Origin of the sequence: Pseudomonas sp. KCJK9111 (assembly GCF_046231935.1) — a bacterium.
Taxonomy (GTDB): Bacteria; Pseudomonadota; Gammaproteobacteria; order Pseudomonadales; family Pseudomonadaceae; genus Aquipseudomonas; species Aquipseudomonas parafulva_B.
This window is the reverse complement of the sequence record NZ_JBJJMO010000010.1, coordinates 16,241-41,770: the sequence shown is the minus strand read 5'-3', so window position 1 is coordinate 41,770 and position 25,530 is coordinate 16,241. Positions and strand designations below refer to the sequence as shown.

General features: G+C 57.3%; 37 protein-coding genes. 1 reads left to right on the top strand and 36 read right to left on the bottom strand.

Annotated elements, in window-relative coordinates; translation table 11 throughout:
- Nucleotides 1-78: 78 nt before the first annotated feature.
- Together ACK59L_RS06475 and ACK59L_RS06470 are read right to left on the bottom strand one after the other, a co-directional pair.
- Entirely contained in the window at nt 79-630 is a 552-nt protein-coding gene (locus ACK59L_RS06475) for a single-stranded DNA-binding protein (RefSeq protein WP_023534972.1), read from the bottom strand.
- A gap of 9 nt (nt 631-639) precedes the next feature.
- Nucleotides 640-2,034 (bottom strand): MFS transporter, encoded by a 1,395-nt coding sequence (locus ACK59L_RS06470; RefSeq protein ID WP_058603951.1) that lies wholly within the window; start codon nt 2,032-2,034, stop codon nt 640-642.
- A gap of 129 nt (nt 2,035-2,163) precedes the next feature.
- Here ACK59L_RS06470 and uvrA point away from each other — a divergent pair, with 129 nt between their 5' ends.
- Nucleotides 2,164-4,998 (top strand): excinuclease ABC subunit UvrA, encoded by a 2,835-nt coding sequence (gene uvrA / locus ACK59L_RS06465; RefSeq protein WP_058603950.1) that lies wholly within the window; start codon nt 2,164-2,166, stop codon nt 4,996-4,998.
- Between the two features lie 95 nt (nt 4,999-5,093).
- On the opposite strand, the gene bfr is transcribed toward uvrA, so the two are convergent.
- The 34 genes from bfr to rpsL form a co-directional block, all read right to left on the bottom strand.
- A complete protein-coding gene (gene bfr / locus ACK59L_RS06460) occupies nt 5,094-5,558 on the bottom strand; it encodes a bacterioferritin (protein WP_023534970.1) in 465 nt (154 codons plus the stop codon).
- Nucleotides 5,559-5,721: 163 nt separating this feature from the next.
- Nucleotides 5,722-7,161, bottom strand: a complete 1,440-nt coding sequence (locus ACK59L_RS06455) for a catalase (RefSeq protein ID WP_196135511.1) — start codon at nt 7,159-7,161, stop codon at nt 5,722-5,724.
- A gap of 171 nt (nt 7,162-7,332) precedes the next feature.
- Nucleotides 7,333-7,719 (bottom strand): 50S ribosomal protein L17, encoded by a 387-nt coding sequence (gene rplQ, locus ACK59L_RS06450; RefSeq protein ID WP_003255451.1) that lies wholly within the window; start codon nt 7,717-7,719, stop codon nt 7,333-7,335.
- Nucleotides 7,720-7,761: 42 nt separating this feature from the next.
- The gene (locus ACK59L_RS06445) at nt 7,762-8,763 is read right to left on the bottom strand and encodes a DNA-directed RNA polymerase subunit alpha (protein ID WP_003255452.1); all 1,002 of its coding nucleotides are present in this window, start codon (nt 8,761-8,763) and stop codon (nt 7,762-7,764) included.
- A gap of 22 nt (nt 8,764-8,785) precedes the next feature.
- Nucleotides 8,786-9,406 carry a 30S ribosomal protein S4 gene (rpsD, locus tag ACK59L_RS06440; RefSeq protein ID WP_003257114.1) on the bottom strand — a complete coding sequence of 207 codons (621 nt, stop codon included), beginning with the start codon at nt 9,404-9,406 and terminating at the stop codon, nt 8,786-8,788.
- A gap of 15 nt (nt 9,407-9,421) precedes the next feature.
- Nucleotides 9,422-9,811 carry a 30S ribosomal protein S11 gene (rpsK, locus tag ACK59L_RS06435; protein ID WP_003255454.1) on the bottom strand — a complete coding sequence of 130 codons (390 nt, stop codon included), beginning with the start codon at nt 9,809-9,811 and terminating at the stop codon, nt 9,422-9,424.
- Between the two features lie 18 nt (nt 9,812-9,829).
- Nucleotides 9,830-10,186, bottom strand: a complete 357-nt coding sequence (gene rpsM, locus ACK59L_RS06430) for a 30S ribosomal protein S13 (RefSeq protein WP_009681976.1) — start codon at nt 10,184-10,186, stop codon at nt 9,830-9,832.
- Between the two features lie 131 nt (nt 10,187-10,317).
- Nucleotides 10,318-10,434 (bottom strand): 50S ribosomal protein L36, encoded by a 117-nt coding sequence (gene rpmJ, locus ACK59L_RS06425; RefSeq protein WP_002555468.1) that lies wholly within the window; start codon nt 10,432-10,434, stop codon nt 10,318-10,320.
- 28 nt (nt 10,435-10,462) lie between these two features.
- Complete coding sequence (gene secY, locus ACK59L_RS06420) at nt 10,463-11,794, bottom strand: preprotein translocase subunit SecY (RefSeq protein ID WP_003257108.1); 1,332 nt, start codon at nt 11,792-11,794, stop codon at nt 10,463-10,465.
- Nucleotides 11,795-12,229: a 50S ribosomal protein L15 gene (rplO, locus tag ACK59L_RS06415; RefSeq protein WP_023535012.1), complete on the bottom strand. Its 435-nt coding sequence runs from the start codon at nt 12,227-12,229 to the stop codon at nt 11,795-11,797.
- Between the two features lie 3 nt (nt 12,230-12,232).
- Nucleotides 12,233-12,409: a 50S ribosomal protein L30 gene (rpmD, locus tag ACK59L_RS06410; protein WP_023535007.1), complete on the bottom strand. Its 177-nt coding sequence runs from the start codon at nt 12,407-12,409 to the stop codon at nt 12,233-12,235.
- Nucleotides 12,410-12,411: 2 nt separating this feature from the next.
- The gene (rpsE, locus tag ACK59L_RS06405) at nt 12,412-12,912 is read right to left on the bottom strand and encodes a 30S ribosomal protein S5 (RefSeq protein WP_003255465.1); all 501 of its coding nucleotides are present in this window, start codon (nt 12,910-12,912) and stop codon (nt 12,412-12,414) included.
- Nucleotides 12,913-12,915: 3 nt separating this feature from the next.
- Nucleotides 12,916-13,266: a 50S ribosomal protein L18 gene (gene rplR, locus ACK59L_RS06400; RefSeq protein WP_008089801.1), complete on the bottom strand. Its 351-nt coding sequence runs from the start codon at nt 13,264-13,266 to the stop codon at nt 12,916-12,918.
- 10 nt (nt 13,267-13,276) lie between these two features.
- Nucleotides 13,277-13,810: a 50S ribosomal protein L6 gene (gene rplF, locus ACK59L_RS06395; RefSeq protein WP_009681972.1), complete on the bottom strand. Its 534-nt coding sequence runs from the start codon at nt 13,808-13,810 to the stop codon at nt 13,277-13,279.
- Between the two features lie 12 nt (nt 13,811-13,822).
- Nucleotides 13,823-14,215, bottom strand: coding sequence for a 30S ribosomal protein S8 (gene rpsH, locus ACK59L_RS06390; protein WP_008089805.1), 393 nt, complete (start codon nt 14,213-14,215; stop codon nt 13,823-13,825).
- A gap of 209 nt (nt 14,216-14,424) precedes the next feature.
- On the bottom strand, nt 14,425-14,730 hold the full coding sequence (gene rpsN, locus ACK59L_RS06385; protein WP_023534988.1) for a 30S ribosomal protein S14: 306 nt from the start codon (nt 14,728-14,730) through the stop codon (nt 14,425-14,427).
- Between the two features lie 13 nt (nt 14,731-14,743).
- Nucleotides 14,744-15,283, bottom strand: a complete 540-nt coding sequence (gene rplE / locus ACK59L_RS06380; RefSeq protein WP_023535025.1) for a 50S ribosomal protein L5 — start codon at nt 15,281-15,283, stop codon at nt 14,744-14,746.
- 20 nt (nt 15,284-15,303) lie between these two features.
- Nucleotides 15,304-15,618, bottom strand: coding sequence for a 50S ribosomal protein L24 (gene rplX / locus ACK59L_RS06375; RefSeq protein WP_003255476.1), 315 nt, complete (start codon nt 15,616-15,618; stop codon nt 15,304-15,306).
- Between the two features lie 11 nt (nt 15,619-15,629).
- Nucleotides 15,630-15,998: a 50S ribosomal protein L14 gene (gene rplN, locus ACK59L_RS06370; protein ID WP_002555479.1), complete on the bottom strand. Its 369-nt coding sequence runs from the start codon at nt 15,996-15,998 to the stop codon at nt 15,630-15,632.
- A gap of 23 nt (nt 15,999-16,021) precedes the next feature.
- On the bottom strand, nt 16,022-16,288 hold the full coding sequence (rpsQ, locus tag ACK59L_RS06365) for a 30S ribosomal protein S17 (protein ID WP_409272498.1): 267 nt from the start codon (nt 16,286-16,288) through the stop codon (nt 16,022-16,024).
- Between the two features lie 2 nt (nt 16,289-16,290).
- Nucleotides 16,291-16,482, bottom strand: coding sequence for a 50S ribosomal protein L29 (rpmC, locus tag ACK59L_RS06360; RefSeq protein ID WP_002555481.1), 192 nt, complete (start codon nt 16,480-16,482; stop codon nt 16,291-16,293).
- Entirely contained in the window at nt 16,482-16,895 is a 414-nt protein-coding gene (gene rplP, locus ACK59L_RS06355) for a 50S ribosomal protein L16 (protein ID WP_003255479.1), read from the bottom strand. Before rplP ends, rpmC begins: the two co-directional genes overlap by 1 nt.
- A gap of 12 nt (nt 16,896-16,907) precedes the next feature.
- The gene (rpsC, locus tag ACK59L_RS06350; protein WP_023535026.1) at nt 16,908-17,594 is read right to left on the bottom strand and encodes a 30S ribosomal protein S3; all 687 of its coding nucleotides are present in this window, start codon (nt 17,592-17,594) and stop codon (nt 16,908-16,910) included.
- A gap of 13 nt (nt 17,595-17,607) precedes the next feature.
- Nucleotides 17,608-17,940: a 50S ribosomal protein L22 gene (rplV, locus tag ACK59L_RS06345; protein WP_003103908.1), complete on the bottom strand. Its 333-nt coding sequence runs from the start codon at nt 17,938-17,940 to the stop codon at nt 17,608-17,610.
- An 11-nt stretch (nt 17,941-17,951) separates the two neighbouring features.
- The gene (gene rpsS / locus ACK59L_RS06340) at nt 17,952-18,227 is read right to left on the bottom strand and encodes a 30S ribosomal protein S19 (protein ID WP_003255482.1); all 276 of its coding nucleotides are present in this window, start codon (nt 18,225-18,227) and stop codon (nt 17,952-17,954) included.
- A gap of 16 nt (nt 18,228-18,243) precedes the next feature.
- The gene (gene rplB, locus ACK59L_RS06335; RefSeq protein WP_027915105.1) at nt 18,244-19,068 is read right to left on the bottom strand and encodes a 50S ribosomal protein L2; all 825 of its coding nucleotides are present in this window, start codon (nt 19,066-19,068) and stop codon (nt 18,244-18,246) included.
- A 14-nt stretch (nt 19,069-19,082) separates the two neighbouring features.
- Nucleotides 19,083-19,382: a 50S ribosomal protein L23 gene (rplW, locus tag ACK59L_RS06330; protein WP_003255484.1), complete on the bottom strand. Its 300-nt coding sequence runs from the start codon at nt 19,380-19,382 to the stop codon at nt 19,083-19,085.
- On the bottom strand, nt 19,379-19,981 hold the full coding sequence (gene rplD, locus ACK59L_RS06325; protein WP_003255485.1) for a 50S ribosomal protein L4: 603 nt from the start codon (nt 19,979-19,981) through the stop codon (nt 19,379-19,381). The genes rplW and rplD overlap by 4 nt, the downstream gene beginning before the upstream one ends.
- 12 nt (nt 19,982-19,993) lie before the next feature.
- Nucleotides 19,994-20,629, bottom strand: coding sequence for a 50S ribosomal protein L3 (rplC, locus tag ACK59L_RS06320; RefSeq protein ID WP_003257089.1), 636 nt, complete (start codon nt 20,627-20,629; stop codon nt 19,994-19,996).
- 80 nt (nt 20,630-20,709) lie between these two features.
- A complete protein-coding gene (gene rpsJ / locus ACK59L_RS06315) occupies nt 20,710-21,021 on the bottom strand; it encodes a 30S ribosomal protein S10 (RefSeq protein WP_003186070.1) in 312 nt (103 codons plus the stop codon).
- 142 nt (nt 21,022-21,163) lie between these two features.
- Nucleotides 21,164-22,357, bottom strand: a complete 1,194-nt coding sequence (gene tuf, locus ACK59L_RS06310) for an elongation factor Tu (RefSeq protein ID WP_038411791.1) — start codon at nt 22,355-22,357, stop codon at nt 21,164-21,166.
- A 31-nt stretch (nt 22,358-22,388) separates the two neighbouring features.
- Nucleotides 22,389-24,533, bottom strand: a complete 2,145-nt coding sequence (gene fusA, locus ACK59L_RS06305) for an elongation factor G (RefSeq protein ID WP_058606003.1) — start codon at nt 24,531-24,533, stop codon at nt 22,389-22,391.
- Nucleotides 24,534-24,563: 30 nt separating this feature from the next.
- Nucleotides 24,564-25,034: a 30S ribosomal protein S7 gene (rpsG, locus tag ACK59L_RS06300; RefSeq protein ID WP_003246741.1), complete on the bottom strand. Its 471-nt coding sequence runs from the start codon at nt 25,032-25,034 to the stop codon at nt 24,564-24,566.
- A 106-nt stretch (nt 25,035-25,140) separates the two neighbouring features.
- Complete coding sequence (gene rpsL, locus ACK59L_RS06295; protein ID WP_003255492.1) at nt 25,141-25,512, bottom strand: 30S ribosomal protein S12; 372 nt, start codon at nt 25,510-25,512, stop codon at nt 25,141-25,143.
- Nucleotides 25,513-25,530 lie beyond the last annotated feature (18 nt).

Sequence of the window (25,530 nt, the reverse complement as noted above, 5' to 3'; positions counted from 1 at the left end):
TGACCGTGCCCCAGATATAAAAAAACCCGGAGCAATTGCCCCGGGTTTTTACTGTAGCGCGATGCCCTACCGTTCAAATCAGAACGGAATATCGTCGTCAAAGCTGTCGAAGTCAGCCGCCGGTTGTGGCGCTGGCTGCTGCGGCGCCGGGCGCTGTTGCTGCTGCGGGCGCGGGGCCTGCTGGCGGGCCGGCTGCTGGTTGTACTGCTGCTGCTGACCACCACCTTGGTTGTAGTTGTTACCGCCACCCTGGTTATACGGATCGCCGCCGCCTTGCTGGTTCTGCGGACGGCCGCCCAGCAGCTGCATGGTGCCGTTGATGTCAACGATGATTTCAGTGGTGTAGCGCTTGATGCCGTCTTTTTCCCACTCACGGGTCTGCAGCTTGCCTTCGATGTAGCACTGCGAACCTTTGCGCAGGTACTCGCCGGCAATCTCGGCAACCTTGCCGAACAGCGACACACGGTGCCATTCAGTACGCTCGACCTTCTGGCCCGACTGTTTGTCGGTCCATTGCTCGCTGGTTGCCAGGCTCAGGTTGGTCACGGCATTACCGTTGGGCAGGTAGCGGACTTCGGGATCCTGGCCACAAGTACCGACCAGAATGACTTTGTTAACCCCACGGGCCATAACGTTCTCCTAGGCTTCGCACGCCGCTGAGGCCGGATTGATCAGGCGCTCCAGGGTCGTGCGGTCCAAAATTTTCGTATCCAGTTTGATATAGACAGCTGACTCTTCCGAGACCACAACGGCGTCGGTCACGCCGGGCACGGCCATCAACCGTGCAGCCAGGCCAGCATCCTTGGTGGCCTCCGGCGACAAAGGCATGCGCAAGCTGGTCACATACGGTGGCTCGTTCATGCTCAAGGCAACGGCCAACCAGATGGCGCACAGTATCGCGCAACCAAGGAACACGGTGTTCAGCCCACCATGCTGGAACAGCCAGCCACCCAGGATGCCCCCTAGCGCAGCACCGAGAAACTGGCTGGTGGAGTACACCCCCATCGCCGTTCCCTTGCCACCTGCTGGCGACACCTTGCTGACCAGCGAAGGCAACGAAGCCTCCAGCAGGTTGAATGCGGTGAAGAATACCACGGTGCCGATCACCAGTCCGCGCAAACCGTCAGCCCACTGCCAGAAGAATAGCTCGACCAGCAGCAATACGCTGACGGCCCCGGCCAGCACGCGTTTCATCTTGCGCTTTTTTTCGCCGTAGATGATGAACGGTACCATTGCAAAAAATGAGACGAACAGCGCGGTCAGGTAGACCCACCAATGTTGTTCCTTGGGCAGTCCGCCACGTTCGACGAAGGCCAGGGGCAGCGCCACGAAGCTGGCCATGAGAATGGCATGCAGGATGAAGATGCTCACATCCAGCCGTAGAAGGTCCGGATGACGCAGGGTCGGGCCAATGGCCTGACGGGCAACACCCGATTCGCGATGCTGCAAAATGTTGTGCGTGGCAGGTACTACGAAGGCAATCAACGCGATGCCAACCAAGGCCAAGCCGGCCGTTGCAAGGAACAATCCTGACAAGCCAAAGGCACTTGTCAGCAAAGGCCCGACGACCATTGCCACTGCGAAGGAAAGGCCAATGCTCATCCCGATCATGGCCATGGCCTTGGTGCGGTGCTGTTCCCGGGTCAGATCCGAAAGCAGCGCCATCACCGCTGCCGAAATGGCGCCCGCCCCTTGCAGGATGCGCCCTGCGATAACCCCCCAGATGGAATCGGCCTGGGCTGCCAGGACGCTACCCAGGGCGAACACGATCAAGCCCAGGTAAATGACGGGCCGGCGGCCGATGCGGTCGGAAATCATCCCAAACGGAATCTGCAACACGGCCTGGGTGAGGCCGTAGGCGCCGATGGCCAGGCCAATCAGCGCGGGCGTGGCGCCGGCCAGGTCCATGCCGTAGGTGGCCAGGACCGGCAAGACCATGAACATGCCCAGCATACGAAAAGCGAAGACCAGAGCCAGACCGCCGGCGGCGCGGGTTTCGTTGCCGCTCATGCGCTCGTTGTGGGTGTCGTGCATGGATTAATCTCGTGTGAACCGGCGGCGATTCTATCAGTCCGACAGCTTGACGGCATCTACGCGACGCTTTGCCGCGTACTGGCAGGGCGCCGTATAATTCTTCGTTTATGCCCGCCGAGCGAGGCCGCAGTGGACAAGATCCTGATTCGTGGGGCACGTACCCACAACCTGAAGAACATCGACCTGACCCTGCCCCGGGACAAGCTCATCGTCATTACCGGCCTGTCGGGCTCGGGCAAGTCATCCCTGGCCTTCGATACGCTGTACGCCGAGGGCCAGCGTCGTTATGTGGAATCGCTGTCGGCATATGCCCGCCAGTTCCTGTCGATGATGGAAAAGCCTGATGTCGACACCATCGAAGGGCTGTCACCGGCGATTTCCATCGAACAGAAATCCACCTCGCACAACCCCCGCTCCACCGTTGGCACCATCACCGAGATCTACGACTACTTGCGCCTGCTGTACGCCAGGGTCGGGACACCCCGCTGCCCAGACCATGACATACCGCTGGAGGCGCAAACGGTCAGCCAGATGGTCGACCTGGTGCTGGAGCGCCCGGAAGGTAGCAAGTTAATGCTGCTGGCTCCGGTCATCCGTGAGCGCAAGGGTGAGCACCTGGCGGTGTTCGACGAGTTGCGCGCCCAGGGCTTCGTGCGCGCCCGCGTCAACGGCAAGCTCTACGAACTGGACGAGTTGCCCAAGCTGGACAAGCAGAAAAAGCACAGCATCGATGTGGTAGTCGATCGTTTCAAAGTGCGTGCTGATCTTCAGCAGCGATTGGCCGAATCGTTCGAAACCGCGTTGAAGCTGGCGGACGGTATCGCGCTGATCGCGCCCATGGACGACGAGAAAGGCGAAGAGACCATTTTTTCGGCCCGCTTTGCCTGCCCTATCTGTGGTCATGCAATCAGCGAACTGGAACCCAAGCTGTTCTCGTTCAACAACCCGGCCGGTGCCTGCCCGACTTGTGATGGCCTGGGCGTTAAGCAGTATTTCGACACCAAACGCCTGGTCAATGCGCAACTCACCCTGGCCGAAGGCGCCATTCGCGGTTGGGATCGCCGTAACGTCTACTACTTCCAGATGCTAGGGTCACTGGCTGCGCATTACGGCTTCAGCCTGGACGAAGCATTCGGCGAGCTCGCGCCGGAGCATCAGAAGGTGATCCTGCAAGGCAGCGGCAAGCACAGTGTGGATTTCAAGTACCTCAACGACCGGGGTGACATCGTCAAGCGCTCGCACCCGTTCGAAGGGATCATCCCCAACCTGGAACGCCGCTATCGCGAAACCGAGTCCAATACCGTACGCGAGGAACTGGCCAAGTACCTGGGCACCCAACCGTGCCCGGACTGCCGCGGCACGCGGCTGCGGCGCGAGGCGCGTCACGTGTGGGTTGGCGAGAAGACGCTTCCGGCGGTCGCCAACATGCCGATTGGTGACGCCAGTGGCTACTTCAGCGCGCTTACATTGACCGGTCGCCGAGGCGAGATCGCGGCCAAGATTCTCAAGGAGATCTGCGAGCGGCTGCAGTTCCTGGTGAACGTGGGCCTGGATTACCTCACACTGGACCGCAGCGCAGAAACCCTGTCCGGTGGTGAAGCCCAGCGGATTCGCCTCGCCAGCCAGATCGGCGCGGGTCTGGTGGGGGTGATGTACATCTTGGACGAGCCGTCCATTGGCCTTCATCAGCGCGACAACGATCGTCTGCTTGCCACCCTCAATCACCTTCGCGATCTGGGCAATACGGTAATCGTCGTCGAGCATGACGAGGACGCAATCCGCCTGGCGGACTACGTCGTGGACATTGGGCCAGGGGCAGGCGTGCATGGTGGCAAGATCGTCGCTGAGGGCACGCCTCAGGAAGTCATGGACCACCCGGACTCGGTAACCGGCCAGTACCTGTCCGGCCGTAGAAAGATCGTGGTCCCTGCCAAGCGCACCCCGCGCGACAAGAAGCTGCAGCTCAAGCTTAAGGGCGCACGCGGCAACAACCTGCAGAACGTTGACCTGGAAATCCCCATCGGGTTGCTAACCTGCGTGACCGGCGTCTCAGGCTCCGGCAAGTCCACGCTCATCAACAACACCCTGTTCCCCCTTGCGGCCACGGCCCTGAATGGCGCAAGCAGCCTCGAAGCAGCGCCCCATGCCAGCATGGATGGGTTGCAGCACCTGGACAAGGTGGTGGATATCGACCAGAGCCCCATTGGCCGCACTCCCCGCTCCAACCCCGCCACCTACACCGGGATCTTCACGCCGATCCGCGAGCTGTTCTCTGGGGTGCCTGAATCTCGTTCACGCGGGTATGGCCCGGGCCGGTTCTCGTTTAACGTGAAAGGCGGGCGTTGCGAGGCGTGCCAGGGCGACGGCCTGATCAAGGTGGAAATGCATTTCCTCCCGGACATCTACGTGCCTTGCGATGTGTGCAAGAGCAAGCGCTACAACCGCGAAACCCTGGAGATCAAGTACAAGGGCAAGAACATTCACGAGGTGCTGGAAATGACCATCGAGGATGCGCGTGAGTTCTTCGATGCGGTGCCTGCGTTGGCACGCAAGCTCCAGACCCTGATGGACGTGGGCCTTTCCTACATCAAGCTCGGTCAATCGGCGACCACGCTTTCTGGGGGCGAAGCACAGCGTGTGAAGCTGTCACGCGAGCTGTCCAAGCGCGATACCGGGAAAACCTTGTATATCCTGGACGAGCCTACTACGGGCCTGCACTTTGCCGATATCCAGCAGCTGCTGGACGTTCTGCACCGGCTTCGTGACCACGGCAACACCGTGGTGGTCATCGAGCACAACTTGGACGTTATCAAGACTGCCGATTGGCTGGTGGACCTTGGACCGGAGGGCGGTTCAAAGGGTGGGCAGATTATCGCGTGTGGCACGCCCGAGGAACTGAGCAAGATGAAACAATCCTACACCGGGCACTACCTCAAGCCTCTGTTGGAGCGAGACCGGGCGTGATGAACGCGAAGGGGCGCCTCGGCGCCCCTTTTTCATCGGCTTGTAGCCCTTGTGCTAGAGCCGACACACGACTCAAGCACACAGCAATCAAGGCATTACATCTGTGATTGCAGATAATTCTGCAGACCGATCGCCTTGATCAAGCCTTGCTGCTTCTCAAGCCAATAGGTGTGATCCTCTTCGGTATCGGCCAGTTGCGCGCGCAGAATGTCACGGCTCACATAATCCTTGTGCAGTTCGCACAACTCGATCCCCTTGCAAAGCGCCGCTCGCACTTTGTATTCCAGCTTTAAATCAGCTTCGATCATCTCAGGCACGGTGGTGCCCACTTCAAGGTCATCGGCCCGCATGTCTGGGGTGCCCTCGAGCATGAGAATGCGGCGCATCAAGGCGTCAGCATGCTGAGCCTCTTCCTCCATCTCATGGTTGATGCGCTCGTAGAGCTTGGTAAGGCCCCAGTCTTCGTACATGCGCGAGTGAATGAAGTACTGGTCACGTGCGGCCAGTTCGCCCTTCAACAGCATGACGAGGTAATTGATGACGTCTGGGTGGCCTTGCATCGCCGGGGTTCTCCATATGGAAGCGTGTATGCCGCATAGTGTGAACCACGTTGTGCGCCTGGTCACTGAAAAACGCGCGATTCAATGGAAAAAATCAGGCAAACGGTAGTGATATTCATTGAAAAACCGCCCAAATGAGGGCGGTTATTCTTATCACTTCGACTTAGGCGATATTCATTCCAAGCGCCTTAGCGACACCCGCCCCGTAAGCGGGATCGGCTTTGAAGAAGTACTGCAATTGACGCTGGATCACATCGTCGGTCACGCCGGCCATTGCCCCGGCGATGTTGCTGACCAGCAGCTCCTGCTGCGCCTGGCTCATCAACCGGAACAGGGCGCCCGCGTGGCTGAAGTAATCAGTGTCCTCGCGATGATCATACCGATCGGCCAAACCGCTAAGCGCAAGCCCGGGCTCTGCATGACGCGGCGATTGCTTGGGAGCATCGGCGTAGCTGTTGGGCTCATAATTGGGTGCTCCTCCGTAGGCACCCATCGCCATCGAGCCATCACGCTGGTAGCTATTGACCGCACAGCGGGGCGCGTTCACCGGCAATTGCTGATGGTTGGTGCCTACCCGATAGCGGTGGGCATCGGCATAAGCAAACACCCGGCCTTGCAGCATGCGATCAGGTGACAGCCCCACCCCAGGGACCATATTGCTCGGCCCGAAGGCAGCCTGCTCAACTTCAGCGAAGTAGTTCAGCGGGTTGCGGTTGAGCTCCAGTACGCCTACTTCAATCAGCGGATAATCTTTCTGCGACCAGGTCTTGGTCACATCGAACGGATTCTCGGGGCGGTTCGCAGCCTCAGCTTCACTCATGACCTGGATGCATACAGTCCAGCGTGGGTGGTCGCCACGCTCGATTGCCTCGTACAGGTCGCGCTGGGCGTAGTCCGGATCGGTACCGGCCAAACGCGCAGCTTCAGCGGGCGCCAGATTCTTGATGCCCTGCTGAGTCTTGAAGTGCCATTTGACCCATGTACGCTGACCGTCGGCGCTGATCAAGCTGTAGGTGTGGCTACCGAAGCCGTGCATATGCCGATAGCCGTCAGGAATGCCGCGGTCCGAAAACAAGATCGTGACCTGGTGCAGCGCTTCCGGCGAATGAGACCAGAAGTCCCACATCATCTGGGCACTCTTCAGGTTGGTCTGAGGGTGGCGTTTTTGCGTGTGAATGAAGTCTGGAAACTTCAGTGGATCACGGATGAAGAACACCGGCGTGTTGTTGCCGACGATGTCCCAGTTGCCTTCTTCGGTATAGAACTTGACCGCAAAACCTCGTGGGTCACGCTCTGTATCGGCCGAGCCGCGCTCCCCACCTACGGTGGAGAATCGCAGAAACGTTTCGGTCTGCTTGCCCACCTGGTCGAACAATTTCGCACGGGTGAGGTGGGTGATGTCGTGCGTCACCGTGAACGTACCGTAAGCACCAGAGCCTTTGGCATGCACACGTCGCTCAGGGATGTTTTCGCGGTTGAAATGCGCGAGCTTCTCAATCAGGTGGAAGTCGTCGAGCAGCAGGGGGCCACGTGGCCCTGCGGTACGGGAATTCTGGTTATCCGCAACAGGGGCACCGCTGGCGGTAGTAAGCGTTTTGCTCATGGGCTTTCCTCGATCAGTCTCAAATGCCTGTATGTCGGCTTGGGAGAATTATCAGCAGGATCGCGTGCAACGACAAATTCATTGAATTACTGAATGTAATAGAGATTGTTAATGGCCTGAAACACAAAAAACCGGGCACTAGGCCCGGTTCTTTGTAGCAGACAAAACGTCTTACTCGGCAGCTTCTACAGCACCACCGACTGGACGATCAACCAGCTCGACGTACGCCATTGGCGCGTTGTCGCCAGCGCGGAAACCGCACTTCAGGATGCGCAGGTAGCCGCCCTGACGGGTGGCGTAGCGCTTGCCCAGATCGTTGAACAGTTTACCAACGGCGGACTTCGAACGGGTACGGTCGAAGGCCAGACGACGGTTGGCAACGCTGTCTTCCTTGGCCAGGGTGATCAGCGGCTCGGCAACGCGACGCAGTTCCTTGGCTTTCGGCAGGGTGGTTTTGATCAGCTCGTGCTCGATCAACGACACTGCCATGTTCTGGAACATAGCCTTGCGGTGAGAGCTGGTACGGCTCAGGTGACGTCCACTTTTACGATGACGCATGATTCATTCCTTACCAAACACTACGTTCGGTGATTACGACGATCAGGCGGTCGCCTTGTCGTCTTTCTTAAGACTTGCAGGCGGCCAGTTGTCGAGGCGCATGCCGAGAGACAGACCACGAGAGGCCAGGACGTCCTTGATTTCAGTCAGGGACTTCTTGCCGAGGTTAGGAGTCTTCAACAGCTCTACTTCGGTACGCTGAATCAGGTCGCCGATGTAGTAGATGTTCTCCGCCTTCAGGCAGTTGGCCGAACGTACAGTCAGTTCCAGGTCGTCAACCGGACGTAGCAGGATCGGATCGATCTCGTCTTCCTGCTCGACTACGACAGGCTCACTGTCACCTTTGAGGTCGACGAACGCGGCCAGCTGCTGTTGCAGGATGGTCGCGGCGCGGCGGATAGCCTCTTCAGGATCCAGGGTGCCGTTGGTTTCCAGATCAATGACCAGCTTGTCCAAGTTGGTACGCTGTTCAACACGTGCGTTTTCGACCACATAGGCGATACGACGCACAGGGCTGAACGAAGCGTCCAACTGCAGACGGCCAATGCTACGGCTTTCGTCTTCGTCGGTCTGACGGGAGTCGGCCGGCTCGTAACCGCGACCACGAGCTACAGTGAGCTTCATGTTCAGGGCGCCATTCGACGCCAGGTTCGCGATTACGTGATCGGGGTTGACGATCTCGACATCGTGATCCAGCTGAATATCGGCAGCGGTAACCACCCCCGAACCCTTTTTCGACAAGGTCAGCGTAACTTCGTCACGACCGTGCAGTTTGATAGCCAGGCCTTTCAGGTTCAACAGGATTTCAATGACATCTTCCTGTACACCTTCGATCGCGGAGTACTCGTGGAGTACGCCATCGATCTCGGCCTCGACTACTGCACAGCCAGGCATGGAGGACAACAGGATGCGGCGCAGCGCGTTGCCCAGGGTATGGCCGAAGCCACGCTCGAGAGGCTCGAGCGTGATCTTGGCGCGGGTCGGACTGACTACCTGCACATCAATGTGGCGGGGAGTCAGGAACTCATTTACCGAAATCTGCATGGATGCACCTATTTTCTAGCCCTTACTTGGAGTAGAGCTCGACAATCAGGTTTTCGTTGATGTCGGCAGACAGGTCGCTGCGAGCAGGAACGTTCTTGAAAACGCCCGACTTTTTGGCAGCATCCACGTCAACCCACTCAACGCGGCCACGCTGGGCACACAGTTCAAGGGCTTGAACAATGCGCAGCTGGTTCAGCGACTTCTCACGAACCGCGACCACGTCACCCGGACGAACTTGGTAGGATGGAATGTTTACAGTCTTACCGTTGACGCTGATCGCTTTGTGCGAAACCAGCTGACGGGACTCGGAACGAGTCGAGCCGAAGCCCATACGGTAAACGACGTTATCCAGACGGCACTCGAGCAGTTGCAGCAGGTTTTCACCGGTTGCGCCTTTTTTCGAGGCAGCAGCTTGGTAGTAACCGCGGAACTGACGCTCCAGAACACCGTAGATACGACGGACTTTTTGTTTCTCGCGCAGCTGGGTACCGTAGTCGGACTGACGGCCACGGCGCTGGCCGTGGATACCTGGGGCTGCTTCGATGTTGCACTTCGATTCCAGAGCGCGAACGCCGCTCTTCAGGAACAGATCGGTGCCTTCACGACGAGACAGTTTGCATTTTGGACCAATGTAACGTGCCATTTATCTGTCTCCTGATTACACGCGACGCTTCTTCGGCGGACGGCACCCGTTATGCGGGATTGGCGTCACGTCGGTGATGCTGGCGATCTTGTAGCCGCAGCTGTTCAATGCACGAACGGCGGACTCACGACCTGGACCTGGACCCTTGACGTTTACGTCGAGGTTCTTCAGACCGTATTCCAGCGCAGCTTGACCAGCACGCTCAGCAGCGATCTGAGCTGCGAACGGAGTGGATTTGCGCGAACCACGGAAACCCGAACCACCGGAGGTCGCCCAGGACAAAGCATTGCCCTGACGGTCGGTGATGGTCACGATGGTGTTGTTAAAAGAAGCGTGGATGTGGGCGATGCCATCAACCACTGTCTTTTTGACTTTTTTACGAGGACGAGCAGCAGGTTTTGCCATGTCTATATTCCTGGGCGATTACTTGCGGATCGGCTTACGCGGGCCCTTACGGGTGCGTGCGTTGGTCTTGGTGCGCTGACCGCGAACCGGCAGACCTTTACGATGACGCAGGCCGCGATAGCAACCCAGGTCCATCAAGCGCTTGATCTTCATGTTTACGTCACGGCGCAGGTCACCTTCAGTGGTGAACTTCGCGACTTCGCCACGCAGGGTTTCGATTTGCTCGTCGCTCAGATCCTTGATCTTAGCGGCTGGATTTACACCAGCATCCACACAGATTTTCTGTGCAGTAGTGCGACCGACACCATAGATGTAGGTCAGCGAGATAACAGTATGCTTGTTATCTGGAATGTTGACGCCTGCAATACGGGCCATTCAGTGGGACTCCAATTGACAGCTACCTACGCCCCGGAAGCCAAGAAATAGGGCGCGAGATAATATCGCTGTAGAAACAAATAATCAACCCAGCAGCACACTAGCTGCTGGGTTTGAAGCGCGAATCACACTCAGCCTTGGCGCTGTTTGTGACGCGGTTCCGCGCTGCAGATCACTCGTACGACGCCTTCGCGACGGATGATCTTGCAGTTGCGGCACAGCTTTTTCACCGATGCACGAACTTTCATTACCGACTCCTCGAACCTTAGGGGCGTATCAGCGCAGCAAACCGCTGCCACCGTAGCCTTTCAGGTTGGCTTTCTTCATCAGGGATTCGTACTGGTGCGAAACGAGGTGCGATTGTACTTGGGACATGAAGTCCATCACAACCACTACCACAATCAGCAACGAGGTCCCGCCAAGGTAGAACGGCACATTTGCTGCCACCACCAGGAACTGGGGCAGAAGGCAGACGGCCATCATGTAAAGAGCACCGAACATGGTCAGACGAGTCAGAACGCCATCAATGTAGCGCGCCGACTGCTCACCAGGACGGATACCCGGAATAAAGGCACCGGACTTCTTCAGGTTTTCCGCTACGTCTTTCGGATTGAACATCAACGCTGTGTAGAAGAAGCAGAAGAAAATGATCCCTGCACTAAACAGCAGAATGTTCAACGGCTGACCAGGAGCGATCGACTGCGAGATGTCCTGCAGCCAGCCCATACCTTCGGACTGACCGAACCAGGCACCCAGCGAAGCCGGGAACAGCAAGATGCTGCTCGCGAAAATGGCCGGGATTACCCCTGCCATGTTCACCTTCAGCGGCAAGTGGCTGGTTTGCGCAGCGAAGACCTTGCGGCCCTGCTGACGCTTGGCGTAATGAACGGCGATACGCCGCTGACCACGCTCAATAAACACCACAAAACCGATGATCGCTACTGCAAGCAAACCGATAGCGACCAGGGCGAAAATGTTGATATCACCCGTACGCGCAGACTCGAAAGACTGCCCGATTGCTCTCGGAAGACCGGCAACGATACCTGCGAAGATCAACATCGAGATACCGTTGCCCACACCGCGCTCGGTGATCTGCTCACCCAGCCACATCATGAACATCGCGCCTGCCACGAAGGTGGAGACGGCAACGACATGGAAGCCGAGGCCTACAGAAAACGCCACGCCCTGGTTGGCCAGGCCAATGGACATGCCAATGGCTTGAACCAGCGCCAGGATAACGGTGCCGTAGCGGGTGTACTGGCTGATCTTGCGACGGCCAGCTTCACCTTCCTTCTTCAACTGCTCCAGTTGCGGGCTGACCGCAGTCATCAGCTGCATGATGATCGATGCCGAAATGTACGGCATGATCCCCAATGCAAAGATGCTCATGCGCTCAAGCGCGCCACCGGAAAACATGTTGAACAAGCTAAGAATGGTCCCCTCATTCTGCCGAAACAGATCCGCCAGACGGTCCGGATTGATGCCGGGAACCGGGATATGTGCACCTATCCGATAGACGATGATCGCCATGAACAGAAAGCGCAGACGAGCCCAGAGTTCCGACATCCCGCCCTTACCGAGCGAAGAGAGAGCACCTTGCTTAGCCATTTATTCCTCGAACTTGCCGCCAGCTGCTTCGATAGCCGCACGCGCACCCTTGGTGGCTGCGATACCCTTGATGGTGACTGCGCGAGTGACTTCGCCAGACAGCATGATTTTCACACGCTGTACGTTCTGGCCGATCACGTTGGCATCCTTCAGGGATTGCACGGAGATCACGTCGCCGTCCACTTTGGCCAATTCGGACAGACGCACTTCTGCGCGGTCCATGGCTTTCAGGGAAACGAAGCCGAACTTCGGCAGACGACGGTGCAGCGGCTGTTGACCGCCTTCGAAGCCCGGAGCGATAGTGCCACCGGAACGGGAGGTCTGACCTTTGTGACCACGGCCACCAGTCTTACCCAAACCGCTACCGATACCACGGCCCGGACGATGCTTCTCGCGACGGGAACCCGGCGCTGGACTCAGATCATTGAGTTTCATCGATTAACCCTCGACCTTCAGCATGTAGTAAGCCTTGTTGATCATCCCGCGGTTCTCGGGAGTATCCTGGACTTCTACAGTGTGACCGATGCGACGCAGACCCAGGCCTTTAACGCACAGAATGTGGTTAGGCAGACGGCCGGCGGTGCTCTTGATCAGCGTTACTTTAACGGTTGCCATGATCAGAAGATCTCCTCGACGCTCTTGCCGCGCTTGGCAGCAATGGATTCAGGAGATTGCATGGCTTTCAGACCCTTGAAGGTGGCGTAAACCACGTTCACTGGGTTGGTCGAACCGTAGCACTTGGCCAGAACGTTCTGAACGCCAGCAACTTCCAGGACAGCACGCATTGCGCCACCGGCGATGATACCGGTACCTTCCGAGGCAGGCTGCATGTAAACCTTCGAGGCGCCGTGGGCAGCCTTGGTGGCGTACTGCAGGGTGGTGCCCTTCAGGTCAACCTGAATCATGTTGCGGCGAGCAGCTTCCATGGCTTTCTGGATCGCGGCAGGTACTTCGCGCGACTTGCCACGGCCAAAGCCAACACGACCCTTGCCATCACCCACCACGGTCAGCGCGGTGAAGGTGAAGATACGGCCGCCTTTTACGGTTTTGGCAACGCGGTTAACTTGAACCAGCTTCTCGATGTAGCCTTCGTCGCGCTTTTGATCGTTATTTGCCATAACTTAGAACTCCAGCCCGCCTTCACGAGCAGCATCAGCCAGCGCTTTGACGCGGCCATGGTACTTGAAGCCGGAACGGTCAAAGGCAACTTGAGATACACCGGCGGCTTTCGCGCGCTCAGCTACCAGCTTGCCAACCTTAGTGGCCGCGTCGATGTTGCCAGTGGCGCCATCACGCAGGTCTTTGTCCAAGGTCGAGGCGCTTGCCAGAACCTTGCTGCCGTCGGCCGAAATGACCTGGGCGTAGATGTGCTGCGAGGAGCGGAACACGCACAGGCGCACGACTTCGAGTTCGTGCATCTTGAGACGTGCTTTGCGAGCGCGACGCAGTCGAGTAACTTTTTTGTCGGTCATTTGCTAGGCCCTACTTCTTCTTGGCTTCTTTACGACGGACTACTTCGTCCGCGTAACGCACACCCTTGCCTTTGTAAGGCTCTGGCGGACGGAAATCGCGGATTTCAGCGGCCACCTGACCCACCAGCTGCTTATCGATACCCTTGATCAGGATGTCGGTCTGGCTTGGGGTTTCTGCGGTGATACCGGCTGGCAGTTCGTAGTCCACTGGATGCGAGAAGCCCAGAGCCAGGTTCAGGACGGTGCCTTTTGCCTGTGCCTTGTAACCAACACCGACCAGCTGGAGCTTGCGCTCGAAGCCTTGGCTTACGCCTTGGACCATGTTGTTCACCAGAGCGCGGGTAGTACCGGCCATGGCGCGAGCTTGCTGATCACCGTTGCGAGCGACGAAGCGCAGTTCGCCGGACTCTTCGGTAACTTCAACAGACGAGTGAACGTTCAGTTCGAGAGTGCCCTTGGCACCCTTCACCGAAAGCTGCTGGCCGGCGAATTTTACTTCGACGCCTGCTGGCAGCTTAACGGGGTTCTTAGCGACGCGAGACATGCCTATCTCCCCTTAGAACACTGTGCACAGAACTTCGCCGCCGACACCGGCAGCGCGCGCAGCGCGGTCAGTCATCACACCTTTGTTGGTGGAGACGATAGACACGCCCAGGCCGCCACGTACTTTCGGCAGATCTGTGACGGACTTGTACTGGCGCAGGCCTGGACGGCTGGAGCGCTTCAGTTCCTCGATGACCGGACGGCCTTCGAAGTACTTCAGTTCGATCGACAGGGAAGGCTTGGCCTCACCGGTTACCTGGTAACCAGCGATGTAACCTTCATCTTTCAGAACTTTGGCAACCGCGACCTTCAGGGTGGAGGAAGGCATGCTTACGACGGACTTTTCAGCCATCTGGGCATTACGGATGCGAGTTAGCATGTCCGCTAACGGGTCCTGCATACTCATGGGCTAGATGCTCCTGATACAAGAATTATTAGCCTTGCGGCTATCACAACCACCCAAACAGGCAGGGCACGAAGCCCAGGCTCAGGTGAGCCGGTCATTCTAGACACAAGCCAGAAACGAAACAAGCCCCATGTAGGGGCTTGTTCGTGGGAAGAGTCACCGGCGGTCGGAAGATTAACCGCCTACGCCGATGACTCAACCTGCAGCGATTACCAGGAGGCCTTGACCAGACCTGGTACGTCGCCACGCATTGCCGCTTGGCGCAGCATGTTACGGCCCAGGCCGAACTTACGGTATACACCGTGAGGACGACCGGTCAGGCGGCAACGGTTGCGCAGGCGGGCAGCGCTAGCATCGCGCGGCTGCTTCTGCAGAGCGACAACGGCAGCGAAACGCTCTTCAGGAGAGGCGTTCAGATTGACGATGGTCGCTTTCAGCTCAGCGCGCTTTTTAGCGTACTTGGCTACCGTTTGCTGACGCTTCAGCTCACGGTTTTTCATGCTCTTCTTGGCCATTTTCCTACTCCAATCAGTTGCGGAACGGGAACTTGAAAGCACGCAGCAGAGCGCGGCCTTCGTCGTCCGAACGAGCAGTGGTGGTCAGGGTGATGTCCAAACCGCGCAGAGCATCGATCTTGTCGTAGTCGATTTCCGGGAAGATGATCTGCTCTTTCACGCCCATGCTGTAGTTGCCACGACCGTCGAAGGACTTGGCATTCAGGCCGCGGAAGTCGCGAACCCGAGGCAGGGAGATCGCCAGCAGGCGGTCCAGGAATTCGTACATCTTGTCGCTACGCAGGGTCACCTTGACGCCGATCGGCCAGCCTTCGCGGACTTTGAAGCCAGCGATGGATTTGCGAGCGAAAGTCACGACCGGCTTTTGACCGGTGATCTTTTCCAGGTCGGCAACAGCGTGCTCGATGACTTTCTTGTCACCGATCGCTTCGCCCAGACCCATGTTCAGGGTGATTTTGGTAACGCGCGGAACTTCCATCACGTTCGACAGCTTAAGTTCATCCTTAAGCTTAGGAGCGATCTCGTTCCGGTAAATCTCTTTCAGTCGTGCCATGGTCTTCTACCTAGCAGTGTTCAAGCATCAACCGCTTTTTGGGTCGACTTGAAGACACGAATTTTCTTACCGTCTTCTACTTTGAAACCAACGCGGTCAGCCTTGTTGGTTTCACCGTTGAAGATGGCAACGTTGGAAGCGTGCAGAGGCGCTTCTTTTTCGACGATACCGCCCTGAACGCCCGCCATCGGGTTAGGCTTGGTATGACGCTTGACCAGGTTCACGCCACCGATGACCAGACGGTCGTCAGCGAGAACCTTCAGCACCTTACCGCGCTTACCTTTGTCTTTGCCGGCGATCACGATGATCTCGTCGTCACGACGAATCTTTTGCATGTCGGATCTCCTTACAGCACTTCAGGGGCGAGCGAGACGATCTTCATGAACTTCTCAGTACGAAGTTCACGGGTCACTGGCCCGAAGATGCGAGTGCCGATCGGCTCTTGCTTGTTGTTCAGCAGAACAGCAGCGTTGCCGTCGAAACGAATGATGGAACCGTCAGCGCGACGAACACCGTGACGGGTGCGCACGACAACAGCAGTCATCACTTGGCCTTTTTTGACCTTACCGCGTGGAATCGCTTCCTTGACGGTAACTTTGATGATGTCACCGATGCCGGCGTAGCGGCGGTGAGAACCGCCGAGCACCTTGATGCACATGACGCGACGAGCGCCGCTGTTATCGGCCACATCGAGCATGGATTGAGTCTGAATCATAAAATTTCTCCGACCCCTAGCCCTTAGACTTCAACAGCGCGTTCGAGGACTTCAACCAGTGCCCAGGACTTGGTCTTGGCCATCGGACGGGTTTCGGTAATGGAAACCTTGTCGCCGATCTTGCACTGATTGGTTTCGTCGTGCGCGTGCAGCTTAGTCGAACGCTTAACGTATTTACCGTAGATCGGGTGCTTTACGCGACGCTCGATCAGAACGGTGATGGTCTTGTCCATTTTGTCGCTGACGACACGGCCAGTCAGCGTACGGACGGTTTTTTCAGCTTCAGCCATGATCACTTACCTGCCTGCTGGTTGAGCACAGTCTTCACGCGAGCGATGTCACGCTTGACTTGCGAGAGCAGGTGCGACTGCCCCAACTGGCCAGTTGCTTTCTGCATACGCAGATTGAACTGGTCGCGCAGCAAGCCGAGCAGTTGCTCGTTCAGTTGCTGTGCGGATTTTTCACGAAGTTCATTCGCTTTCATCACATCACCGTCCGCTTAACAAAGGAGGTGGCGAGAGGCAGCTTCGCAGCGGCCAGAGCGAAAGCTTCGCGCGCCAGCTCTTCAGAAACACCCTCGATCTCGTACAGGACTTTGCCTGGTTGGATCTGGGCAACCCAGTACTCAACGGAACCCTTACCTTTACCCATACGAACCTCGAGAGGTTTCTTGGAGATCGGCTTGTCCGGGAATACACGGATCCAGATCTTGCCGCCACGTTTTACGTGACGGGTCAGCGCACGACGTGCGGACTCGATCTGGCGAGCGGTGAGGCGACCGCGAGCAACAGCTTTGAGGGCGAACTCGCCGAAGCTGACTTTGCTACCGCGCAGTGCCAGACCACGGTTGTGGCCAGTCATCTGCTTACGGAATTTTGTACGCTTAGGTTGCAACATTTGGCGTACCCCTTACTTAGCAGCTTTTTTACGAGGCGCTGGTGCTTGTGGTTTCAGTTCTTCTTGGCGACCACCAATAACTTCGCCTTTGAAAATCCAAACCTTCACACCGATCACACCGTAAGTGGTGTGAGCTTCGTAGGTGTTGTAGTCGATATCGGCACGCAGGGTGTGCAGAGGCACACGACCTTCGCGATACCACTCGGTACGAGCAATCTCAGCGCCGCCGAGACGACCGCTCACCTGGATCTTGATGCCCTTGGCACCAATACGCATGGCGTTCTGTACTGCGCGCTTCATGGCGCGACGGAACATAACGCGGCGTTCCAGCTGCTGAGCTACGCTTTGCGCAACCAGCATGGCGTCGAGTTCCGGCTTGCGGATCTCTTCGATGTTGATGTGCACAGGCACACCCATCTGCTTGGTCAGGTCCTGGCGCAGCTTCTCGACATCCTCACCTTTCTTCCCGATAACGATACCTGGACGAGCGGTGTGGATGGTGATGCGTGCAGTTTGAGCCGGACGATGAATATCGATACGGCTTACGGACGCGCTTTTTAGTTTGTCGTGGAGGTACTCACGCGTTTTCAGATCCTTCAACAGGTAATCTGCGTAAGTAGCACCGTCTGCGTACCAGACGGAGGTGTGCTCCTTGACGATTCCCAGGCGAATGCCAGTGGGATGTACTTTCTGACCCATCTGATCGACTCCGTTACTTGTCCGCAACCTTGACAGTGATATGGCAAGACCGCTTGACGATGCGATCAGCACGGCCTTTGGCACGTGGCATGATGCGCTTCAGCGAACGCCCTTCGTTGACGAAGACGGTGGAGACCTTCAGGTCATCAACGTCTGCGCCTTCGTTGTGTTCGGCGTTGGCTACGGCCGACTCGAGGACTTTCTTCATGATTTCAGCGGCTTTTTTGCTGCTGAAGGCCAACAGGTTGAGCGCTTCGCCCACCTTCTTCCCGCGGATCTGGTCGGCGACCAAGCGGGCTTTCTGGGCGGAGATTCGAGCGCCCGACAACTTAGCGGCTACTTCCATTTCCTTACCCCTTAACGCTTGGCTTTCTTGTCAGCCACGTGCCCGCGATAGGTGCGGGTACCGGCGAACTCGCCCAGTTTGTGGCCGACCATGTCTTCGTTCACGAGAACTGGGACATGCTGGCGACCGTTGTGAACCGCGATGGTCAGACCGACCATTTGTGGCAGGATCATCGAGCGACGCGACCAGGTTTTAACTGGTTTGCGATCGTTCTTCTCCACCGCCACTTCGACCTTCTTCAAGAGGTGAAGATCGATAAAAGGACCTTTTTTCAGAGAACGTGGCACTGTCGTATCCCTCTAGTTACTTGCGACGACGGACGATCATGTTGTCGGTACGCTTATTACCACGGGTTTTAGCACCCTTGGTTGGGAAGCCCCATGGCGATACCGGATGACGACCACCGGAGGTACGACCTTCACCACCACCATGTGGGTGGTCAACCGGGTTCATGGCAACACCACGAACGGTTGGGCGAACGCCGCGCCAGCGTTTGGCACCAGCTTTACCCAGCGAACGCAGGCTGTGCTCGGAGTTCGAGACTTCGCCCAGGGTCGCACGGCACTCAGCCAGGACTTTACGCATTTCACCAGAGCGCAGACGCAGGGTCACGTAGACACCTTCGCGAGCGATCAGCTGAGCCGAAGCACCAGCGGAACGAGCGATCTGTGCACCTTTACCCGGCTTCAGTTCGATGCCGTGAATGGTGCTACCTACTGGAATGTTGCGCAGCTGCAGGGAGTTGCCGGCCTTGATTGGGGCCAGGGCACCTGCGATCAGCTGGTCGCCAGCGCTCACGCCTTTAGGGGCGATGATGTAGCGACGCTCACCGTCTGCGTAGCACAGCAGGGCGATGTGAGCAGTACGGTTTGGATCGTATTCGATACGCTCGACAGTGGCTGGGATGCCATCTTTGTCGTTGCGACGGAAGTCGACCAGACGGTAATGCTGCTTATGACCACCACCTACGTGACGCGTAGTGATGCGGCCATTGTTGTTACGACCACCAGACTTCGACTTTTTCTCGAGCAGCGGTGCGTGAGGAGCGCCTTTATGCAGCTCCTTGTTGACCACCTTGACCACGAAACGGCGGCCAGGGGAAGTCGGTTTGCATTTAACGATTGCCATGATGCACCCCTTCCTTACTCAGCACTGCTGCTGAAATCGAGATCTTGGCCTGGCTGAAGGGAGACGATCGCCTTCTTCCAGTCATTACGCTTGCCCAGACCACGTGCGGTACGCTTGGTTTTACCCAGAACGTTAACGGTCGACACGTTTTCAACTTTTACGTTGAACAGGCCTTCGACAGCTTTCTTGATTTCCAGCTTGGTTGCGTCAGTAGCAACCTTGAATACGAACTGGCCTTTCTTCTCAGCCAGAACGGTAGCCTTCTCGGAAACGTGCGGGCCAAGGAGGACTTTGAATACGCGTTCCTGGTTCATCCCAGCAGCTCCTCGAATTTCTTCACGGCCGAGACAGTGATCAACACTTTCTCGTATGCGATCAGACTGACCGGGTCGGAACCTTGTACGTCACGAACGTCGACGTGCGGCAGGTTACGAGCAGCCAGGTACAGGTTCTGATCAACAGCGTCGGAAACGATCAACACATCGCTCAGACCCATGCCGTTCAGCTTGTTCAGCAGATCTTTGGTTTTCGGCGCTTCAACAGCGAAGTCCTGAACCACGACCAGACGGTCGCTACGCACCAGCTCAGCGAGGATGGAGCGCAGAGCTGCGCGGTACATCTTCTTGTTGAGCTTCTGCGAGTGATCTTGAGGGCGAGCTGCGAAGGTTACACCACCGCCACGCCAGATCGGACCACGAGTGGTACCAGCACGAGCACGGCCAGTACCCTTCTGACGCCATGGGCGCTTACCGCCACCAGCCACGTCGGAACGGGTCTTTTGCTGCTTGGTGCCCTGACGGCCGCCGGCCATGTAGGCCACGACTGCTTGGTGTACCAGCGTCTCGTTGAATTCGCCACCGAAAGTCAGTTCGGAAACTTCGATCGCCTGAGCGTCATTTACATTAAGTTGCATGTCAGTTTCCCCTTAACCGCGAGCCTTGACAGCTGGACGTACAACCACGTCGCCGCCAGTAGCGCCTGGAACGGCACCCTTGACCAGCAGCAGGTTGCGCTCAGCGTCTACGCGAACAACTTCCAGGGACTGAACAGTCACGCGCTCGGCGCCCATGTGACCGGACATCTTCTTGCCCTTGAACACACGACCAGGAGTCTGGCACTGGCCGATGGAACCTGGGACACGGTGCGACACGGAGTTACCGTGGGTGTTGTCCTGGCCACGGAAGTTCCAGCGCTTGATGGTACCGGCGAAGCCTTTACCTTTGGACTGACCAGTAACGTCTACCAGCTGGCCTGCAGTGAAGAGTTCAGCTTTGATCAGATCGCCAGCCTGGAAATCGCCTTCTTCAAGACGGAACTCCCAAACACCGCGACCAGCGGCAACGTTGGCCTTGGCGAAGTGGCCTGCCTGAGCGGCAGTCACACGCGAAGCACGACGCTCGCCGACAGTGACTTGCACTGCACGGTAGCCATCGGTTTCTTCAGTTTTGAACTGGGTGACGCGATTCGGCTCGATCTCAATGACCGTGACCGGAATGGAGACACCTTCTTCGGTGAAAATGCGGGTCATACCGCACTTGCGACCGATTACACCAATAGTCATGTTGTAAACCTCATGAGTGTACGGGGCTTTCACCCGCTATGGCCGCCCATTTCAGAGCGTTACACGACCAGACCGAAGTCTTAGCCGAGGCTGATCTGTACTTCCACACCTGCCGCCAGATCAAGCTTCATCAGCGCATCAACGGTTTTATCCGTTGGCTGGACGATGTCCAGAACACGCTTATGAGTGCGAATCTCGTACTGGTCACGCGCGTCTTTGTTGACGTGCGGGGAGACCAGAACGGTGAAACGCTCTTTGCGGGTAGGCAGTGGAATTGGACCACGCACTTGTGCACCAGTACGTTTCGCGGTTTCCACGATTTCCTGGGTGGATTGGTCGATCAGGCGATGGTCGAAAGCCTTCAACCTGATACGGATTTGCTGATTTTGCATTGGATTTCAGACTCCAGGCTGTTCCCAACGGACGCACTACGCCCGCTAAAAGGAGGCGTGATTCTATAGACGCCCCCAATTAGTGTCAACCCAATAAAAAAAGCCCCCGCTGAGCGGGGGCCTTTTTCAATCGGTCGAGTGATTACTCGATGATTTTGGCTACGACGCCGGCGCCGACGGTACGACCGCCTTCACGGATAGCGAAGCGCAGACCGTCTTCCATTGCGATGGTCTTGATCAGGGTAACAGTCATCTGAATGTTGTCACCTGGCATTACCATTTCAACGCCTTCCGGCAGTTCGCAGTTACCGGTCACGTCAGTGGTACGGAAGTAGAACTGAGGACGGTAGCCTTTGAAGAACGGAGTGTGACGACCGCCTTCTTCTTTCGACAGAACGTAGACTTCTGCGGTGAACTTGGTGTGCGGCTTGACCGAACCTGGCTTGACCAGAACCTGGCCACGCTCAACGTCGTCACGCTTGGTACCACGCAGCAGAACGCCGCAGTTCTCGCCAGCACGGCCTTCGTCCAGCAGCTTGCGGAACATCTCAACACCGGTGCAGGTGGTGGTGGTGGTGTCACGCAGACCAACGATTTCCAGCGGATCCTGAACGCGGACGATACCACGCTCGATACGGCCGGTCACAACGGTACCACGACCCGAGATCGAGAACACGTCTTCGATCGGCATCAGGAAAGGCTGGTCGATGGCACGAACTGGCTCAGGGATGTAGGAATCCAGAGTCTCTACCAGCTTCTTGACAGCGGTAGTGCCCATTTCGTTGTCGTCTTTGCCTTCCAGCGCCATACGAGCCGAACCGATGATGATCGGGGTGTCGTCGCCTGGGAAGTCGTAGGTGGACAGCAGGTCGCGAACTTCCATCTCGACCAGTTCCAGCAGCTCAGCGTCGTCTACCAGGTCAGCCTTGTTCAGGAAGACCACGATGTACGGAACGCCAACCTGACGGGACAGCAGGATGTGCTCACGGGTTTGTGGCATCGGACCATCGGCGGCCGAGCAAACCAGGATCGCGCCGTCCATCTGGGCAGCACCGGTGATCATGTTCTTCACGTAGTCAGCGTGACCTGGGCAGTCAACGTGAGCGTAGTGACGAATGGTCGAGTTGTACTCAACGTGAGCGGTGTTGATGGTGATACCGCGCGCTTTTTCTTCCGGAGCCGAGTCGATCTTGTCGAACTCAACGACTGCCGAACCGAATACTTCGGAGCAGACGCGAGTCAGAGCTGCGGTCAGAGTGGTCTTACCGTGGTCAACGTGGCCGATAGTGCCGACGTTAACGTGGGGAAGGGAACGATCAAATTTTTCTTTAGCCACGACAGTGAACTCCTAGCCTAAAGGGGCTGAATCAGCCTTGTTTTTTAATGAGAGCTTCGACGATGTTCGACGGAGCTTCAGCGTACTTGGAGAATTCCATGGAGTAGCTTGCGCGACCCTGAGACATGGAACGAACGTCGGTCGCGTAACCGAACATTTCCCCGAGCGGAACTTCAGCGCGGACGACGCGGCCAGAGACCGACTCATCCATACCCTGTACCAGACCACGACGACGGTTCAGGTCACCCATCACGTCACCCAGGTAGTCTTCCGGGGTTACAACTTCGACCTTCATGATCGGCTCGAGAACCACGCCGCCACCCTTCTGGGCCAGCTGCTTGGTTGCCATCGATGCAGCGATCTTGAACGCCATTTCGTTGGAGTCGACGTCGTGGTACGAACCGTCGAATACCGTGGCCTTCAGGCCGATCAGAGGATAGCCGGCAACGACGCCGTTCTTCATCTGCTCTTCGATACCCTTCTGGATCGGGGCGATGAATTCCTTCGGAATCACACCACCAACGACTTCGTTGGTAAACACCAGACCTTCGGTGATGTTGCCTTTTTCGTCCACTTCCGGCTCCGAGAAACGGATCCAGCAGTGACCGAACTGACCACGACCACCCGACTGACGAACGAACTTGCCTTCGATCTCAACGTTGGACTTGGTGATCTTCTCGCGGTACGAAACCTGAGGCTTACCGATGTTGGCTTCGACGTTGAATTCGCGCTTCATGCGGTCAACGAGGATGTCCAGGTGCAGCTCACCCATACCGGAGATGATGGTCTGGCCGGTTTCTTCGTCGGTCTTGACGCGGAACGACGGGTCTTCCTGGGCCAGCTTGCCCAGTGCGATACCCATCTTCTCCTGGTCAGCCTTGGTTTTCGGCTCGACGGACAGGGAGATTACCGGCTCAGGGAAGTCCATACGCTCAAGGATGATTGGATGATCGGCGTTGCACAGGGTTTCACCGGTGGTCACGTCTTTCATACCGATCAGGGCGGCGATGTCACCAGCGCGCACTTCCTTGATCTCTTCACGCTGGTTGGCGTGCATCTGCACCATACGACCAACGCGCTCTTTCTTGCCTTTCACCGAGTTGATCACGGAGTCGCCGGAGCTCAGAACACCCGAGTAGACGCGAACAAAGGTCAGAGTACCTACGAACGGGTCGGTCGCGATCTTGAACGCCAGGGCCGAGAACGGCTCGTTGTCGTCGGCGTGACGCTCGTCTTTACGAACAGCCGGATCTTCCTTGTCCAGATCCTTGTCGTCCGGGTTGATACCCTGGATGGCAGGAATCTCGGTAGGAGCAGGCAGGTAGTCGATGACGGCGTCGAGAACCAGGGGAACACCCTTGTTCTTGAACGACGAACCGCAAACAGCTGGAACGATCTCGCTGGCCAGGGTGCGCGCGCGCAGGCCTGCCTTGATCTCGTCAACGGTGAGCTCACCGCCTTCCAGGTACTTGTTCATCAGCTCTTCGTTGGCTTCAGCAGCAGCTTCGACCATGTTGTTGCGCCACTCTTGAGCCAGCTCAAGCATGTCCGCAGGAATTTCTTCCTCGCGGTAGGTGGTGCCCTTGTCGTCGTCGTTCCAGTAGATAGCCTTCATCTTGATCAGGTCGACCTGACCCTGGAAGTTATCTTCCGAACCGATGGCCAGCTGAACCGGAACCGGAGTGTGGCCCAGACGGTTCTTGATCTGACCTACGACGCGCAGGAAGTTGGCACCTGCACGGTCCATCTTGTTCACGTAGACAACACGTGGAACACCGTACTTGTTGGCCTGACGCCATACGGTTTCGGACTGAGGCTCGACACCGGAGGTGCCGCAGAACACAACGACCGCGCCGTCGAGTACGCGCAGCGAACGTTCTACTTCAATGGTGAAGTCAACGTGGCCGGGGGTATCGATGACGTTTACGCGGTAGTTGTCGTACTGACCAACGGAACCTTTCCAGAAGGTGGTCACGGCAGCGGAGGTAATGGTGATACCCCGCTCCTGCTCCTGCACCATCCAGTCGGTGGTCGCGGCGCCGTCGTGCACCTCGCCCATCTTGTGGCTCAGACCTGTGTAGAACAGGATCCGCTCGGTAGTGGTGGTCTTGCCCGCGTCAACGTGGGCACAGATACCAATGTTACGGTAGCGGTTAATTGCTGTAGTACGAGCCATAAAGCCCTCGCAAAGTAATTGATGCTTGAATTAGAAGCGGTAGTGCGAGAACGCTTTGTTGGCTTCAGCCATACGGTGCACGTCTTCACGCTTCTTGACTGCAGCACCCTTGCCTTCGGCAGCATCCAGCAGCTCGCCAGCCAGGCGCAGAGCCATCGACTTCTCGCCGCGCTTGCGGGCGTAGTCTACGAGCCAGCGCATGGCCAGAGCGTTACGACGGGATGGACGAACTTCAACCGGGACCTGGTAAGTGGCACCGCCGACACGACGGGACTTTACTTCGACCAGCGGAGCGATGGCGTCGAGAGCTTTCTCGAAGATTTCCAGGGGGTCGCTGTTCTTGCGTGCTTTGACGGTATCCAGGGCACCATAAACGATGCGCTCGGCTACGGCCTTTTTGCCGCTTTCCATCACGTGGTTCATGAACTTGGCGAGAATCTGCGATCCGTACTTAGGATCGTCAAGGATCTCACGTTTTGCTGCTACACGACGTCTTGGCATGATAAGCCCTCAAACGGTCTTCAGGTTAGCCCGGGACCTGGGTCTACGACCCCCGCCCGACCTTACTCTTATCGACTCAAAAAAATGGATGTCTGCAAACGGCCGATTACTTCGGACGCTTGGTACCGTACTTCGAACGACCCTGGTTACGGCCTTTAACGCCCGAAGTATCCAGAGAGCCGCGAACGGTGTGGTAACGAACACCTGGCAAGTCTTTTACACGGCCGCCACGGATCAGGACGACGCTGTGCTCTTGCAGGTTGTGGCCTTCACCACCGATGTACGAGGAAACCTCGAAACCGTTGGTCAGACGCACACGGCATACTTTACGCAGTGCCGAGTTAGGTTTTTTCGGCGTAGTGGTGTACACACGGGTGCACACGCCACGACGTTGCGGGCAGTTCTGCAGCGCAGGAACGTCGGACTTCTCGACCGAACGCTTACGCGGCTGACGTACCAGCTGGTTGATAGTTGCCATCTACTAGCTCCACTGATT

Bases quoted from the DNA above. Each gene is read 5' to 3' on its own strand.
- ACK59L_RS06475 (WP_023534972.1), bottom strand. From the start codon at position 630: ATGGCCCGTGGGGTTAACAAAGTCATTCTGGTCGGTACTTGTGGCCAG.
- ACK59L_RS06470 (WP_058603951.1), bottom strand. From the start codon at position 2,034: ATGCACGACACCCACAACGAGCGCATGAGCGGCAACGAAACCCGCGCC.
- bfr (WP_023534970.1), bottom strand. From the start codon at position 5,558: ATGCAAGGCCACCCAGACGTCATCAATTACCTCGTCATGCTGTTGAAG.
- ACK59L_RS06455 (WP_196135511.1), bottom strand. From the start codon at position 7,161: ATGAGCAAAACGCTTACTACCGCCAGCGGTGCCCCTGTTGCGGATAAC.
- rplQ (WP_003255451.1), bottom strand. From the start codon at position 7,719: ATGCGTCATCGTAAAAGTGGACGTCACCTGAGCCGTACCAGCTCTCAC.
- ACK59L_RS06445 (WP_003255452.1), bottom strand. From the start codon at position 8,763: ATGCAGATTTCGGTAAATGAGTTCCTGACTCCCCGCCACATTGATGTG.
- rpsD (WP_003257114.1), bottom strand. From the start codon at position 9,406: ATGGCACGTTACATTGGTCCAAAATGCAAACTGTCTCGTCGTGAAGGC.
- rpsK (WP_003255454.1), bottom strand. From the start codon at position 9,811: ATGGCAAAACCTGCTGCTCGTCCTCGTAAAAAAGTCAAAAAGACAGTG.
- rpsM (WP_009681976.1), bottom strand. From the start codon at position 10,186: ATGGCCCGTATTGCAGGCGTCAACATTCCAGATAACAAGCATACTGTT.
- rpmJ (WP_002555468.1), bottom strand. From the start codon at position 10,434: ATGAAAGTTCGTGCATCGGTGAAAAAGCTGTGCCGCAACTGCAAGATC.
- secY (WP_003257108.1), bottom strand. From the start codon at position 11,794: ATGGCTAAGCAAGGTGCTCTCTCTTCGCTCGGTAAGGGCGGGATGTCG.
- rplO (WP_023535012.1), bottom strand. From the start codon at position 12,229: ATGAAACTCAATGATCTGAGTCCAGCGCCGGGTTCCCGTCGCGAGAAG.
- rpmD (WP_023535007.1), bottom strand. From the start codon at position 12,409: ATGGCAACCGTTAAAGTAACGCTGATCAAGAGCACCGCCGGCCGTCTG.
- rpsE (WP_003255465.1), bottom strand. From the start codon at position 12,912: ATGGCAAATAACGATCAAAAGCGCGACGAAGGCTACATCGAGAAGCTG.
- rplR (WP_008089801.1), bottom strand. From the start codon at position 13,266: ATGACCGACAAAAAAGTTACTCGACTGCGTCGCGCTCGCAAAGCACGT.
- rplF (WP_009681972.1), bottom strand. From the start codon at position 13,810: ATGTCTCGCGTCGCTAAGAACCCCGTTAAGCTGCCAGCAGGCGTCGAA.
- rpsH (WP_008089805.1), bottom strand. From the start codon at position 14,215: ATGAGTATGCAGGACCCGTTAGCGGACATGCTAACTCGCATCCGTAAT.
- rpsN (WP_023534988.1), bottom strand. From the start codon at position 14,730: ATGGCCAAGAAGAGCATGAAAAACCGTGAGCTGAAGCGTCAGCAAACG.
- rplE (WP_023535025.1), bottom strand. From the start codon at position 15,283: ATGGCACGACTGAAAGAGATTTACCGGAACGAGATCGCTCCTAAGCTT.
- rplX (WP_003255476.1), bottom strand. From the start codon at position 15,618: ATGCAAAAGATTCGTCGTGACGACGAGATCATCGTGATCGCCGGCAAA.
- rplN (WP_002555479.1), bottom strand. From the start codon at position 15,998: ATGATTCAGACTCAATCCATGCTCGATGTGGCCGATAACAGCGGCGCT.
- rpsQ (WP_409272498.1), bottom strand. From the start codon at position 16,288: ATGGCTGAAGCTGAAAAAACCGTCCGTACGCTGACTGGCCGTGTCGTC.
- rpmC (WP_002555481.1), bottom strand. From the start codon at position 16,482: ATGAAAGCGAATGAACTTCGTGAAAAATCCGCACAGCAACTGAACGAG.
- rplP (WP_003255479.1), bottom strand. From the start codon at position 16,895: ATGTTGCAACCTAAGCGTACAAAATTCCGTAAGCAGATGACTGGCCAC.
- rpsC (WP_023535026.1), bottom strand. From the start codon at position 17,594: ATGGGTCAGAAAGTACATCCCACTGGCATTCGCCTGGGAATCGTCAAG.
- rplV (WP_003103908.1), bottom strand. From the start codon at position 17,940: ATGGAAGTAGCCGCTAAGTTGTCGGGCGCTCGAATCTCCGCCCAGAAA.
- rplB (WP_027915105.1), bottom strand. From the start codon at position 19,068: ATGGCAATCGTTAAATGCAAACCGACTTCCCCTGGCCGCCGTTTCGTG.
- rplW (WP_003255484.1), bottom strand. From the start codon at position 19,382: ATGAACCAGGAACGCGTATTCAAAGTCCTCCTTGGCCCGCACGTTTCC.
- rplD (WP_003255485.1), bottom strand. From the start codon at position 19,981: ATGCAACTTAATGTAAATGACGCTCAGGCGATCGAAGTTTCCGAACTG.
- rplC (WP_003257089.1), bottom strand. From the start codon at position 20,629: ATGACTATTGGTGTAATCGGTCGCAAGTGCGGTATGACCCGCATTTTC.
- rpsJ (WP_003186070.1), bottom strand. From the start codon at position 21,021: ATGCAAAATCAGCAAATCCGTATCAGGTTGAAGGCTTTCGACCATCGC.
- fusA (WP_058606003.1), bottom strand. From the start codon at position 24,533: ATGGCTCGTACTACAGCAATTAACCGCTACCGTAACATTGGTATCTGT.
- rpsG (WP_003246741.1), bottom strand. From the start codon at position 25,034: ATGCCAAGACGTCGTGTAGCAGCAAAACGTGAGATCCTTGACGATCCT.
- rpsL (WP_003255492.1), bottom strand. From the start codon at position 25,512: ATGGCAACTATCAACCAGCTGGTACGTCAGCCGCGTAAGCGTTCGGTC.